Here is a 13902-nt window from a genome sequence, read left to right as displayed (position 1 = left end):
GTGGTCTATTCGCTGGTAGGCTATGTTCTGCCCAAGCAAATTCCTGAGCAACTAAGTGATCATTTATGACGCATATCAAGCGTTCGGCTCTGTTGCCATTTCCAGCAGAGCGTCTGTATGACCTGGTGAACCGGGTCGAGCATTACCCCGAATTCCTCCCCTGGTGCAGCAAGGCGGAAGTTCTCAGCGAGAGTGACGAGCAGATGCGCGCCCGGCTGACCGTGGGCAAGGCGGGGATCCATCAGAGCTTCACCACCCGTAACGATCTGGTGCCGGGCAAGCGCATCGACATGCACCTGGAGGACGGTCCCTTCAGTGAGCTGCACGGGGTCTGGGAGTTCCAGGCGCTCAACGAGCAGGCCTGCAAGATCACCCTGGACCTGCAGTTCAACTACTCCGGCACGCTGGTAAAGGCGACGCTGGGCCCGCTGTTCAACCATGCCGCCAATACCATGGTAGAGGCGTTCTCCAAGCGGGCGCACGAACTCTATGGTTGATAAGGGCATCAGTGTCGAGGTGGCCTATGCGCTGCCGGACAAGCAGAAGGTGATACGGCTGACGGTTCCGGCGGGCACTACCATGCTGCAGGCGGCACAGCTGTCACGTATCGCCGAGCACTTTCCGGGGCTGGATGTGGAGCACAGTGCCATGGGCATCTTCGGCAAGGCGGTGGCGGCGCCGGCCGAGCGGGTGCTTGAGGATGGTGAGCGGGTGGAGATCTACCGACCGCTGATTGCCGACCCGAAGGAGGTGCGCAAGCAGCGCGCCGCGCGGGCCAGGGAAGGTCTCAAAAGCGAGTGAGCCGGGGAGCGGGGCGAGCCGCCGCTCCCGGGATATCATTCGCCGGTGCCGAGCGGGGCGCCGAGGTCGATCGGGTAGCTGCGGGCTGCCGGTTCGACGTCCTGTGTCGCGGAATCGGCGGTGTTGCCCATGATGGCCTCGTCGCGGCTGGTGCCGGGGACAAAGTCGCCGGCCAGACCGACCAGACGATCATTCTCGAACATCAGGCTGATACGTTCCTGCTCGCGCGGGTTATGCCCCGACTGCATGCTGTACAGGTAATCCCAGCGGTTCGGTTCGAAGGTGTCCTGGATGAGCGGGGTGCCCATGATGAAGCGCACCTGGCGGGTGGTCATGCCGGGGCGCAACTGGTCCACCATTTCCTGGGTAACGACGTTGCCCTGTTGAATGTCGATCTTGTACACGCCGGGGAATCCGCAACCGGAAAGGCTGGCGCTGGCGGCACAAAATACCAGGATACAAAGGGCACGGTTCAGACTATTTGGCATCGCGTGGTAACATCCACTATCGAAAGTTTGCTGAATGGCCCTGAATCATACCCGACAGATCCAGCGCTGCGAAGCATTGTGGAGAGAAACTGAACCATGGTTGAAAATCACGAACTGCGTAAGGCCGGCCTCAAGGTCACGCTGCCGCGAGTCAAGATTCTGCAGATGCTGGCCAATGACGATGACCGGCACATGAGTGCGGAGGATGTCTACAAGGCGCTGATGGAAGCGGGGGAGGACGTGGGTCTGGCAACCGTTTATCGGGTGCTGACCCAGTTTGAATCCGCAGGTCTGGTGGTGCGCCACAACTTCGATGGCGGACATGCCGTTTTCGAACTGGCCGATGGCGAGCACCACGATCACATGGTCTGTGTGGATACCGGCGAGGTGATCGAGTTCTTCGATCCCGAGATCGAGCGGCGCCAGGAACAGATCGTGCGCGAGCACGGCTACGAACTGGTCGACCACAATCTGGTGCTCTATGTGAAGAAACGGGATATCTGATCCCTTCCTGCCGATCGGTCGGGTCTGTCGTCAGGCCTGACCGGTTCTCGGAGCAGCCAGTTCGGCCGCTTCCTCTTCCTACCGCGCCAGCTGCCGGCGGGCGTGGGCCAGCGACTCCTCCGTCAGATCCACTCCGCCCAGCATGCGGGCCACTTCCTGAACCCTGTCCTCCCCCTCCAGCCTGTCTATGCAGGTGCGGGTCGAATCCCGTCGCTGCTCCTTGCGCACGAACAGGTGTTGATGCCCCTGGGCGGCGACCTGCGGCAGGTGGGTGACGGTCAGAACCTGGCCACGCTCGCCGAGATGACGGAGCAGTTTGCCGACGATCTCGGCAGTCGGGCCGCCAATGCCTACATCCACTTCATCGAACACCAGGGTCGGTACCCGGGAGGTCTGGGCGGTGATCACCTGGATGCCCAGGCTGATGCGTGACAGCTCGCCACCTGAGGCCACCTTGGCCAGCGGCTTGGCCGGCTGACCCGGGTTGGCGCTGACCAGAAATTCGACGTTCTCCAGTCCCTGCAGGGGGTACTGGGCGCTGGTGATCGGACGCAGTTCGACCTGTACCTGGCCGCCCGGCATGCCCAGCTGCTGGATCTCGCCGGTCACCGCCTTGGCCAGCTTCTGCGCGGCCTTATGGCGGATCGCGGACAGCTTCGCGGCCAATTGCTGATAGTGCTCGCGGTACGCGGCCAGCTCCTCGGTCAGGCGGTCCTTGTCCGCATCGCTCTGCTGGATGCCTTCCAGCTCTTCAATCAGGCGTTGCTGCAGGGCCGGCAGCTCCTGGGGCAGAATCCGATGCTTGCGCGCCAGGTCGTGGATCACGCCCAGACGCTCTTCAACCTGTTGCTGGCGCGCCGGGTCCGCCTCGAAATGATCGAGGTAGCGACTGAGTTCTCCGACGGCCTCCTCGATCTGGATCTGCGCGCCGGTGAGCAGGTCGTGGGCCTCGCCCAGGCTGCGGCCATGGTGATGCAGGCCGTTGAGGCGGTTGAGACAGGCGCTGAGCGCCTGCAGCACGCTGCCGTTATCGCTTTCACTGCAGATATTGATGATCTGCTGGCAGGACTGCATTATCTGCTCGGCGTTGGCCAGCTGGCGTTGTTCGCTTTCCAGCAGCTCCAGCTCGCCGTCCTGCAGGCTGAGATTATCCAGCTCCTCCAGCTGGTAACTGAGCAGTTGCTGGCGGGCATTCTGCTCCTCGCTGATGTTGCTGGCCTGTTCGAGGGCCTGTTCGGTCTGCCGGCAGCGCTGGGCAGCCAGCTGCACCTGCCGCGCCAGCTCGCTGGCGCCGGCATAGTCGTCCAGCAACCGGCGGTGGGTGTCGGTCTTGAGCAGGGACTGATGTTCATGCTGGCTGTGGATGTCGATGAGCATCTCGCCCAGCGCCTTGAGGTCCTGTTGCGGACAGGGGCTGCCGTTGATGTAGCCCCGGGAGCGGCCTTCGGCGGTGACTACTCGGCGCAGTATCACCTGATGCTCGTCACTGGCCAGGTCGCGCTGCTCGAGCCACTGTTGCGCTTCCGGAATGTCGCTGATGTCGAAGGTGGCGAGGATGTCTGCCTTGTCCGCACCGGGTCGCACCGCGCCACTGTCGGCGCGGTCGCCGAGGGTCAGGGCCAGGGCGTCCAGCATGATGGATTTGCCCGCACCGGTTTCGCCGGTGATCACGGTCATGCCGCGATCGAGCTCCAGTTCCAGATGATCGACGATTGCGTAGTTATTCACCGCCAGGTGCAGCAGCATGGAGTCATCTCCGCAGGCTTGTTGTTCTGGTTGTTTATACAGTAGTCGTGGTTTGTTGTTCAACCCCCTTGAACATCCCTCCGGCAGCCCCATATAGAGGTCATGCGCGTGGCCTGAGGGCCTCGTCACCCATTTGCTGACAGGAGGAGACATGGTGGACGAACAGAAACAGGAGCTGCAGGACGAGGAGATCGGAACCGAGCAGCAGGAAGCCGCGACTCCGGCCGGGGATGACCCCGCTGCCCGTATCGCCGAGCTCGAGGAGCAGCTGGCTGCCGCACAGGACCAGGCGCTGCGTGCCGTTGCCGACGCGCAGAACGCCCGCCGCCGGGCAGAGCAGGAAATCGCCAAGGCGCACAAGTTTGCCCTGGAGCGGTTTTCCATGGATCTGCTGGCGGTGGTTGACAGCCTGGAGCGCGGTCTGGAGCTGTCCAGTAACGAGGATCCCGCCATCCAGCCCATGCGTGAAGGCATGGAGCTGACCCTGAAACTGTTCACCGACACTCTGGCGCGGCATCAGGTGGTGGCTGTGAATCCGGAGGGTGAGCCCTTCAACCCCGAGCTGCATCAGGCGATGGCGATGGAGGCCAGCGACAAGGTCGAGCCCAATACCGTGCTCAAGGTGTTCCAGAAGGGTTACACCCTGAACGAGCGCTTGCTGCGTCCGGCCATGGTGGTCGTAAGCAAGGCCGGGTCTGGCCAGACTGGCGGAACAATTGACGAACAGGCGTGAAGTTGTACTTGAAATAGCATTTTCCGGCCTTATCTAGAGTTCAGAGCAGATTGAACAGCGCCGCCGGGTACGTGCGGCCAGCATATTCGGAGACATAAACACATGGGTAAGATCATCGGTATCGACCTGGGGACCACCAACTCCTGCGTCGCTGTCATGGAGAACGGTGCCGCCAAGGTCATCGAGAACGCCGAAGGCGGGCGCACCACTCCGTCCATCGTCGCCTACACCAACGACGGCGAGACCCTGGTCGGCCAGTCCGCCAAGCGTCAGTCGGTTACCAACCCGCACAACACCCTCTATGCGGTGAAGCGCCTGATCGGTCGCCGCTTCGATGAGGACGTGGTGCAGAAGGACATCAAACTGGTGCCCTACAAGATCGTCAAGGCCGACAACGGCGATGCCTGGGTCGAAGCCAAGGGCGAGAAGATGGCGCCGCCGCAGATTTCCGCGGAAGTGCTGAAAAAGATGAAGAAGACCGCCGAGGACTACCTGGGCGAGCCTGTGACCGAAGCGGTCATCACCGTTCCGGCCTACTTCAACGACAGCCAGCGCCAGGCGACCAAGGACGCCGGGCGTATCGCCGGTCTGGACGTCAAGCGCATCATCAACGAGCCCACAGCGGCGGCGCTGGCCTACGGCATGGACAAGGCCCGTGGTGACTCCACCGTGGTGGTCTACGACCTGGGTGGTGGTACCTTCGACGTGTCCATCATCGAGATCGCCGAAGTGGATGGCGAGCACCAATTCGAGGTGCTGGCGACCAACGGTGACACCTTCCTCGGTGGTGAAGACTTCGACATGCGTCTGATCGACTATCTGGCAGACGAGTTCAAGAAGGAAAACGGCGTTGATCTGCACAACGATCCGCTGGCGCTGCAGCGTCTGAAGGAAGCAGCCGAGAAAGCCAAGATCGAGCTGTCCTCCAGCCAGCAGACCGATGTCAACCTGCCGTACATCACTGCTGACGCCTCGGGTCCCAAGCACCTGCAGGTCAAGGTAACCCGGGCCAAGCTGGAGTCGCTGGTCGAGGATCTGGTCAAGCGCAGTATCGAACCCTGCCGCATCGCCATGCAGGATGCCGGTCTGGACGCCTCGGAAATCAACGAGGTGATCCTGGTCGGTGGTCAGACCCGCATGCCGCTGGTGCAGAAGACTGTTGCCGAATTCTTCGGCAAGGAGCCGCGCAAGGACGTCAACCCGGATGAAGCGGTAGCCGTTGGCGCTGCCATTCAGGGCGCGGTACTGGCCGGTGACGTGAAGGACGTGCTGCTGCTGGACGTGACTCCGCTGTCGCTGGGTATCGAGACCATGGGCGGTGTGATGACCACCCTGATCGAGAAGAACACCACCATTCCGACCAAGAAGTCGCAGGTGTTCTCCACCGCGGACGACAACCAGACAGCCGTGACCATTCATGTGCTGCAGGGTGAGCGCAAGCAGGCTGCGCAGAACAAGTCGCTGGGTCGCTTCGATCTGGCCGACATTCCGCCGGCGCCGCGCGGTGTGCCGCAGATCGAGGTCAGCTTCGACATCGATGCCAACGGTATCCTCAATGTGTCCGCCAAGGACAAGGCTACCGGCAAGCAGCAGTCGATCGTCATCAAGGCCAACTCCGGTCTGTCGGATGAAGAAATCGAGAAGATGGTGCGTGATGCCGAGGCCAACGCCGAGGAAGACCGCAAGTTCGAGGAGCTGGTGACCGTGCGCAACCAGGGCGATCAGCTGGTGCATGCCACCCGCAAGACCCTGTCCGAAGCCGGCGACAAGGCCACCGAGGAGCAGAAGGCCGCAATCGAGAAGGCGCTTGCCGATCTGGAAGAAGCGGTCAAGGGCGATGACAAGGCAGAGATCGAAGCCAAGATCAATGCGCTGTCCGAAGCCTCTGCCCCGGTTGTGCAGAAGATGTATGAAGAGCAGGCAGCCCAGGGCGATGCCCAGGCCAATGCCGGCGAGGGCAAGGCTGACGCAGATGATGTGGTCGATGCCGAGTTCGAAGAAGTCAAGGACAACAAGTAGTCCTTGGGTGTTCCGGGCCTGCCTCAGGGCGGGCCCGTGCACAGCGCGGCAGGGCAACGCGGGAGCTTATCCCGCGTTGCTGTTTGTGCCGTAGGATATTCCAAAGGAAACAGGACATATGGCCAAGCGTGACTATTACGAAGTGCTGGGCGTGGAGCGCGGCGCCAGTGAAGCCGAGCTGAAAAAAGCCTATCGCCGGTTGGCAATGAAATATCACCCGGATCGCAATCCGGATGACAAGGAAGCGGAAGAGAAATTCAAGGAAGCCAACGAGGCTTACGAGATTCTGACCGACGCCAATAAGCGGGCGGCCTACGACCAGTACGGTCATGCCGGCGTGGATCCGAACATGGGCGCCGGTGCCGGCGGTTTCGGTGGTGGCAATTTCTCCGATATCTTCGGCGACGTGTTCGGCGATATCTTCGGGGGTGGCGGTCGCGGCCGTTCCTCGGTGCAGCGCGGCAGCGATCTGCGCTATACCCTTGAGCTGGACCTGGAAGAGGCTGTGCGCGGTACCACCGTGACCATCAAGGTGCCGACCCTGGTGGGCTGCAAGACCTGTGACGGCAGCGGTGCCAAGAAGGGCACCAAGCCGACCACCTGTACCACCTGTGGCGGTCATGGTCAGGTGCGCATGCAGCAGGGCTTCTTCGCTGTGCAGCAGACCTGTCCGCGGTGTCATGGTACCGGGCAGATGATCAGTGACCCCTGCCGCGACTGCCATGGCCAGGGCCGTGTGGAAGAAACCAAGACCCTGTCGGTCAAGGTGCCGCCGGGCGTGGATAACGGCGATCGCATCCGTCTGGCCGGGGAGGGCGAGGCCGGGGTCAATGGTGGGCCCACCGGCGACCTCTATGTGGTGGTGTCGGTGCGAGAACACCGGATCTTCCAGCGCGATGGCAAGAATCTCTATTGCGAGGTGCCGATCAACTTTGTCGAAGCGGCACTGGGTGGCGAGCTTGAGGTGCCGACTCTGGACGGCCGGGTCAAGCTGAAGATTCCCGAGGGAACCCAGACCGGCAAGCTGTTCCGTCTGCGTGGCAAGGGCGTGGTGCCGGTGCGTGGTGGTGCCCCCGGCGACTTGCTGTGCCGAGTGGTACTGGAAACCCCGGTTAATCTGACCAAGCGGCAGCGCGAGTTGCTCAGCGAATTGCGTGATACCCTGCAGGCTGAGGGCAGCAATCAGACGCCGCGAGCCAAGAGCTGGTTTGAGGGCGTGAAAAATTTCTTTGAAGACATGAAGTTCTGACCGGGGAAAGCATGAGAAGAATAGCGGTAATCGGCGCAGCCGGGCGCATGGGCAAGACCTTGATCGAGGCCATAGGCCAGGCTGAGGGGGCGCGACTGACTGCCGCCATCGAGCGGCCGGAGAGCAGCCTGATCGGCGCTGATGCCGGCGAGCTGGCCGGTGTCGGTCGGCTGGGCGTGGCCGTCGTCGGGGATCTGACCCAGGTGCTCGACGATTTTGATGTGCTGATCGATTTCACCCATCCGACCAGTACCCTGGTCAACCTGGAAATCTGCAGCGCCGCGGGCAAGGCGATGGTCATCGGTACCACCGGCTTTTCCGAGGAGGAAAAGCAGTTGATCAGCCGGGCGGCCGAGCAGGTCCCGGTGGTCTTTGCGCCCAACTTCAGCGTCGGCGTCAACCTTACCCTCAAGCTGCTGGACATGGCGGCCCGGGTCATGGGCGATGAGGCGGATATCGAGATCATCGAAGCGCACCATAGGCACAAGGTAGACGCTCCCTCCGGTACTGCGCTGCGCATGGGTGAGGTAGTGGCTCAGGCGCTGGGGCGAGACCTGCAGAAGGTCGCGGTGTACGGCCGCGAAGGCCAGACCGGCGCCCGTGATCGGCAGACCATCGGTTTCGCCACTGTGCGCGCCGGGGATGTGGTGGGTGATCACACCGTGCTGTTTGCCACCGAGGGTGAGCGGGTGGAGATCACCCACAAGGCCTCCAGTCGCATGACCTTTGCAAGGGGCGCGGTGCGTTCGGCCATCTGGCTGGCTGCCCATGATAGGGGGCTGTTCGACATGCAGGATGTACTCTCGCTGCGTGATTGAGACTTGCGGTACAAAAAGAGCCCGGTCAGATGTTCTGACCGGGCTCTTTTTGTTACTGAATGCTGCTCAGCTCTGACGCAGCTGATCGCGGGCCATCTGATCCAGTGTCTTGGTGTTGCGCAGCAGATAGAAGGCTGCAATGGTGGGCACCCAGTTGTCGTGGTGGTTGATCAGTCGCGGCTGGATGAAGCCGTACTGCTTTTCCAGATCCTGCAGCGTCGGGTCCAGATCCGGCAGCAGCTCCCGGAGGGTTGCGGCTCGCGCGGTAATGCGTGCATCTATGGTGTTGAAGATGCCTTCACTGGTCTCCATGAAATACACGCCGATCGAGCTGAACATGTTGTTCTGGTACAAAAGCAGGATCTGATTGGTCTCCAGGCTCTGCTGGTGCAGCGCGAGCAGACGCTCATCGCCTCCTGCAGCGGCGCTCGCGTAGCGTGCCGCAATAGCCTTGTCCATCTCTGCATGGGCCATCATGGTGCGGTTGACGGTGGCCAGATGATAGTGCGCTTCGTCCTCGCTCTGGTTCTCGATCTCGCGGATCAGGCTGACGAACTGGTTATAGGGCGCGCGTACATCGCTGGGGTTGTCCAGCTGACGCAGCAGTTTCTCCATATTGAGCAGGGCTTCGTTGTAGGCTTCCCGGTTGCCCGGTTCGCGTACCCGCTCGTAGAGGTTGTTGTCGATCAGCAGATAGGTGGCCGCGCGGTAGCCTTCACTGCGCAGCTCGTGAAGACTCTGAGCCAGCTGTGCATCGGCCTGGGCCTGGGCAGCAAGTCCGAGGAACAGCAGGAACAATACATACTTCAGATAGGTTTTCATGGTTGAAGTCCCTGTTCTGGTTGTTGAGCCTTGTGCCGAGCCGCCCGGCCAGCAACGGGGTGCTGGTGCGCCTGCACAGGTTCGTGATCCAGATGCAGTTTTAACACGTCCGCCGGGATTATGAAACAGAACGGCAGAACGTCTTGGTCGTGTGGATGTAAGGGGATAACCGGTGTGGATATTTATTGGTCAAGCCGGTAAAATATCGGGCTAATCTGTCTATCTCAGCGCGTATCTGACAATGCCTTTGCAGTGGGGTGAAGTGGAAATCACATCATTCCCGCTTTTGTGCAGCCCGCGTTCGGCAAAAACGTGTCAGTCTTTCGGAGGTTTTCTTGTCCAAGCCCGCCATTCTTGCTCTCGCCGACGGCAGCATCTTCCGTGGTGAAGCCATCGGCGCCGACGGCCACAGCGTCGGCGAGGTCGTATTCAATACGGCCATGACCGGATACCAGGAGATCCTCACCGATCCATCATACGCGCGTCAAATTGTCACGCTGACCTACCCGCATATCGGCAATACCGGTACCACCCCGCTGGATGCCGAATCCGACCGTGTCTGGGCTGCCGGTCTGATCATCCGGGATCTGCCGCTGATCGCCAGCAACTGGCGTAGCCGTCAGCCGCTGGGCGAGTACCTGAAGGAGAACGGTACCGTCGCCATTGCCGGTGTCGATACTCGTCGCCTGACCCGCATTCTGCGGGAAAAGGGGGCGCAGAATGGCTGCATCATGGCAGGTGCGGATGCAACCGAAGAGAAGGCGCTGGAGCTGGCCAGGGGGTTTGCCGGCATCAAGGGTATGGATCTGGCCAGGGAAGTCACTACCACCAGCGTCTACGAGTGGCGGCAGAGCGCCTGGGATCTGGCTACCGACAGCTACCCCGAGATAGACGCAGCGCAGCTGCCCTACCATGTGGTGGTCTATGATTACGGCGTCAAGCACAACATTCTGCGCATGCTGGTAGCGCGCGGTTGCCGCCTGACCGTGGTGCCCGCCCAGACGTCCGCTGCCGATGTGCTGGCGCTCAATCCCGATGGCGTACTGCTGTCCAATGGCCCGGGAGACCCGGAGCCCTGCGACTACGCCATCCGCGCCATCCGCGAGCTGCTGGAGACCGATACCCCGATCCTGGGCATCTGTCTGGGTCACCAGCTGCTGGCCCTGGCCTCGGGCGCGCGCACGGTCAAGATGCCCAGCGGGCACCACGGTGCCAACCACCCGGTACAGAATCTGAAGACCGGTGAGGTCATGATCACCAGCCAGAACCACGGGTTCGCAGTGGACGAGAGCGCCCTGCCGGCCAACGTGCGGGCAACCTACAAATCACTGTTTGACGGCACCCTGCAGGGGATCGAGCGCACCGACAAGGAAGCCTTCAGCTTCCAGGGTCACCCCGAGGCCAGCCCCGGCCCGGGTGACGTGGCTCCGCTGTTCGAGCGTTTCATTGCAGCCATGGCCAAGCGCGCCTGAGTCGCCGGCACACCCAAGGATTAATAGCACACATGCCAAAACGTACTGACATCAAGAGTATTCTGATCCTCGGCGCCGGGCCCATCGTCATCGGCCAGGCCTGCGAGTTCGACTATTCCGGCGCCCAGGCCTGCAAGGCGCTGCGCGAAGAGGGTTTCCGGGTCATCCTGGTGAACTCCAACCCGGCCACCATCATGACCGACCCGGCCATGGCCGACGCCACCTATATCGAGCCGATCAAGTGGCAGACCGTGGCGCGGATCATCGAGAAGGAGCGCCCCGACGCCCTGCTGCCGACCATGGGCGGCCAGACCGCACTGAACTGCGCGCTGGATCTGGAAAAGCACGGCGTGCTGGAAAAGTTCGGCGTCGAGATGATCGGAGCCAATGCCGACACCATCGACAAGGCCGAGGACCGTTCGCGCTTCGACCAGGCCATGCGTGCCATCGGTCTGGAATGCCCGCGCTCGGGTATCGCCCACAACATGGACGAAGCCTACGGCGTGCTGGACAAGGTCGGCTTCCCCTGCATCATCCGTCCCTCCTTCACCATGGGCGGCACTGGCGGCGGTATCGCCTACAACCGTGAAGAATTCGAGGAAATCTGCACCCGCGGTCTGGATCTGTCGCCGACCAAGGAGCTGCTGATCGACGAGTCGCTGATCGGCTGGAAGGAATACGAGATGGAGGTGGTCCGCGACAAGAAGGACAACTGCATCATCGTCTGCTCCATTGAAAACTTCGACCCGATGGGCGTGCATACCGGTGACTCCATCACCGTGGCTCCGGCCCAGACCCTGACCGACAAGGAATACCAGATCATGCGCAACGCCTCCCTGGCGGTGCTGCGCGAAATCGGTGTGGAAACCGGTGGTTCCAACGTCCAGTTCGGCATCAACCCGGTCGACGGTCGCATGGTGGTCATCGAGATGAACCCGCGCGTGTCGCGCTCCTCGGCGCTGGCCTCCAAGGCCACCGGCTTCCCGATTGCCAAGATCGCTGCCAAGCTGGCCGTGGGTTACACTCTGGACGAGCTGAGCAACGACATCACCGGCGGCCGTACTCCGGCCTCGTTCGAGCCGTCGATCGACTACGTGGTAACCAAGGTACCGCGTTTTGCCTTCGAGAAATTCCCCAATGCCGACGCCCGCCTGACCACCCAGATGAAGTCCGTTGGCGAGGTCATGGCCATCGGCCGTACCTTCCAGGAGTCCATGCAGAAGGCCCTGCGCGGTCTGGAAGTGGGTTCCTGCGGCTTCGATCCGCAGCTGGATCTGGGCGCAGCCGACGCCGCGACCATCCTGACCCGCGAGCTGACCGTGCCGGGTGCCGAGCGTATCTGGTACATCGGTGATGCCTTCCGTGCCGGCATGAGTGTCGAGCGCATCTTCGAGCTGACCAAGATCGATCCCTGGTTCCTGGTGCAGATCGAGGATCTCATCAAGGAAGAGCAGCACCTGAGCCAGCTGGGGCTGGCCGACGTGGATCGCGACCTGATGTTCCGCCTCAAGCGCAAGGGCTTCTCCGACACCCGTCTGGCACAGCTGCTGGGCGTGAGCGAGAAGAACCTGCGTTCGCAGCGCCACAAGCTGGGTGTGTTCCCGACCTACAAGCGGGTGGATACCTGTGCCGCCGAGTTCGCCACCGATACCGCCTACATGTACTCCACCTATGAGGAAGAGTGCGAGGCCGATCCGACCAGCCGTGACAAGATCATGGTACTCGGCGGCGGCCCGAACCGTATCGGCCAGGGTATCGAGTTCGACTACTGCTGCGTGCACGCGGCGCTGGCCATGCGCGAAGACGGTTACGAGACCATCATGGTCAACTGCAACCCGGAAACCGTTTCCACCGACTATGACACCTCCGATCGTCTGTACTTCGAGCCGGTGACCCTGGAGGACGTGCTGGAGATCGTGCGGGTCGAGCAGCCCAAGGGCGTGATCGTGCAGTACGGCGGTCAGACCCCGCTGAAGCTGGCCCGCGCCCTGGAAGAGGCCGGCGTGCCGATCATCGGCACCAGCCCCGAGGCCATCGACCGTGCCGAGGACCGTGAGCGCTTCCAGCAGATGGTCGAGCGTCTGAAACTGCGTCAGCCGCCGAACGCTACCGTGCGCAGCGAAGACGAGGCCATCAGCGCCGCAGCGAAGATCGGCTACCCGCTGGTGGTGCGTCCTTCCTATGTGCTGGGTGGTCGCGCGATGGAAATCGTCTACCAGGAAGAGGAGCTCAAGCGCTACCTGCGTGATGCGGTGAAAGTGTCCAACGACAGCCCGGTGCTGCTGGATCACTTCCTCAACTGCGCCATCGAGATCGATGTGGATGCGGTGTCCGACGGTACCGATGTGGTCATCGGCGCCATCATGCAGCATATCGAACAGGCTGGCGTGCACTCCGGCGACTCCGCCTGTTCGCTGCCGCCGTATTCGCTGTCCCCAGAGATCCAGGACCAGATGCGCGATCAGGTTAAGCGCATGGCGCTGGAACTGGGCGTGGTCGGTCTGATGAACGTGCAGCTGGCACTGCAGGGTGACACCATCTACGTCATCGAGGTGAATCCACGCGCCTCGCGTACCGTGCCCTTCGTGTCCAAGTGCATCGGCCAGTCCCTGGCGCAGATCGCTGCCCGCGTCATGGCTGGCAAGACCCTCAAGGAGCTGGGCTTCACCCAGGAGATCATCCCGAACTTCTACAGCGTCAAGGAAGCGGTGTTCCCCTTCGCCAAGTTCCCGGGTGTCGACCCGATTCTCGGGCCGGAAATGAAGTCCACCGGTGAGGTCATGGGTATCGGCGACTGCTTTGCCGAGGCCTTTGCCAAGTCCCAGCTTGGCGCCAGCGAAGTGCTGCCGACCTCAGGCACCGTGTTCATCAGCGTGCGCGAGGATGATAAGCCCTTCGTCGCCGACATGGCCCGCGAGCTGGTTGATCTGGGCTTCGAGATCGTCGCCACCGCCGGAACTGCCCAGGTCATCGAGGCCGCCGGTCTGCCGGTACGTCGGGTGAACAAGGTCACCGAAGGTCGTCCGCATATCGTCGACATGATCAAGAACGACGAAATCCGTCTGGTGATCAACACCACCGAAGGTCGTCAGTCGATCGCGGACTCCTATTCCATTCGCCGCAATGCGCTGCAGCACAAGGTGTACTCCACCACGACCCTGGCCGGTGGTCAGGCTGTCTGCATGGCACTGAAATTCGGACCCGAGCGGGCGGTGCGCCGTCTGCAGGATCTGCACGAGAGATTGTAAGC

Annotated in this window: 11 protein-coding genes and 1 pseudogene; 9 read left to right on the top strand and 3 right to left on the bottom strand. The window is 61.9% G+C overall.

The annotated features are described in order from the left end of the window. Positions 1-65: 65 nt before the first annotated feature. Together VF673_RS11100 and VF673_RS11095 are read left to right on the top strand one after the other, a co-directional pair. On the top strand, positions 66-497 hold the full coding sequence (locus VF673_RS11100) for a type II toxin-antitoxin system RatA family toxin (RefSeq protein WP_090539710.1): 432 nt from the start codon (positions 66-68) through the stop codon (positions 495-497). Continuing rightward, positions 490-801: an RnfH family protein gene (locus VF673_RS11095; RefSeq protein ID WP_273125724.1), complete on the top strand. Its 312-nt coding sequence runs from the start codon at positions 490-492 to the stop codon at positions 799-801. Before VF673_RS11100 ends, VF673_RS11095 begins: the two co-directional genes overlap by 8 nt. Before the next feature lie 80 nt (positions 802-881). Here the strand turns inward: VF673_RS11095 and VF673_RS11090 are convergent. Then, a pseudogene (locus tag VF673_RS11090) lies at positions 882-1289 on the bottom strand (outer membrane protein assembly factor BamE); the annotation flags it as partial. A 96-nt stretch (positions 1290-1385) separates the two neighbouring features. On the opposite strand from VF673_RS11090, the gene fur reads away from it, so the two are divergent. Continuing rightward, positions 1386-1793 carry a ferric iron uptake transcriptional regulator gene (fur, locus tag VF673_RS11085; RefSeq protein WP_090539719.1) on the top strand — a complete coding sequence of 136 codons (408 nt, stop codon included), beginning with the start codon at positions 1386-1388 and terminating at the stop codon, positions 1791-1793. 78 nt (positions 1794-1871) lie between these two features. Here the strand turns inward: fur and recN are convergent, their stop codons facing one another. Next, positions 1872-3539, bottom strand: a complete 1668-nt coding sequence (gene recN / locus VF673_RS11080; protein ID WP_440291974.1) for a DNA repair protein RecN — start codon at positions 3537-3539, stop codon at positions 1872-1874. Between the two features lie 151 nt (positions 3540-3690). On the opposite strand from recN, the gene grpE reads away from it, so the two are divergent. The 4 genes from grpE to dapB all read left to right on the top strand — a co-directional run bounded on the left by grpE (position 3691) and on the right by dapB (position 8358). After that, the gene (gene grpE / locus VF673_RS11075; protein WP_440291973.1) at positions 3691-4272 is read left to right on the top strand and encodes a nucleotide exchange factor GrpE; all 582 of its coding nucleotides are present in this window, start codon (positions 3691-3693) and stop codon (positions 4270-4272) included. Positions 4273-4356: 84 nt separating this feature from the next. Further along, positions 4357-6291 carry a molecular chaperone DnaK gene (gene dnaK / locus VF673_RS11070; protein WP_440291997.1) on the top strand — a complete coding sequence of 645 codons (1935 nt, stop codon included), beginning with the start codon at positions 4357-4359 and terminating at the stop codon, positions 6289-6291. A gap of 118 nt (positions 6292-6409) precedes the next feature. Next, on the top strand, positions 6410-7540 hold the full coding sequence (dnaJ, locus tag VF673_RS11065) for a molecular chaperone DnaJ (RefSeq protein WP_090539726.1): 1131 nt from the start codon (positions 6410-6412) through the stop codon (positions 7538-7540). Between the two features lie 11 nt (positions 7541-7551). Continuing rightward, positions 7552-8358, top strand: a complete 807-nt coding sequence (gene dapB / locus VF673_RS11060; RefSeq protein WP_440291972.1) for a 4-hydroxy-tetrahydrodipicolinate reductase — start codon at positions 7552-7554, stop codon at positions 8356-8358. Positions 8359-8424: 66 nt separating this feature from the next. Here the strand turns inward: dapB and VF673_RS11055 are convergent, their stop codons facing one another. Continuing rightward, a complete protein-coding gene (locus tag VF673_RS11055; protein WP_440291971.1) occupies positions 8425-9180 on the bottom strand; it encodes a hypothetical protein in 756 nt (251 codons plus the stop codon). Between the two features lie 335 nt (positions 9181-9515). Between VF673_RS11055 and carA the strand changes: the two genes are divergently transcribed. Then, on the top strand, positions 9516-10652 hold the full coding sequence (gene carA / locus VF673_RS11050; RefSeq protein WP_440291970.1) for a glutamine-hydrolyzing carbamoyl-phosphate synthase small subunit: 1137 nt from the start codon (positions 9516-9518) through the stop codon (positions 10650-10652). 32 nt (positions 10653-10684) lie between these two features. Further along, positions 10685-13900, top strand: a complete 3216-nt coding sequence (gene carB, locus VF673_RS11045) for a carbamoyl-phosphate synthase large subunit (RefSeq protein WP_090539730.1) — start codon at positions 10685-10687, stop codon at positions 13898-13900. The last annotated feature ends 2 nt before the right edge of the window (positions 13901-13902 follow it).

It is taken from the genome of Halopseudomonas sp. Lyrl_26, from assembly GCF_051948695.1.
GTDB classification, from domain to species: Bacteria; Pseudomonadota; Gammaproteobacteria; order Pseudomonadales; family Pseudomonadaceae; genus Halopseudomonas; species Halopseudomonas formosensis.
The sequence above is the reverse complement of the archived record's forward strand: the minus strand, read 5'-3'. Positions and strand labels throughout refer to the sequence as shown.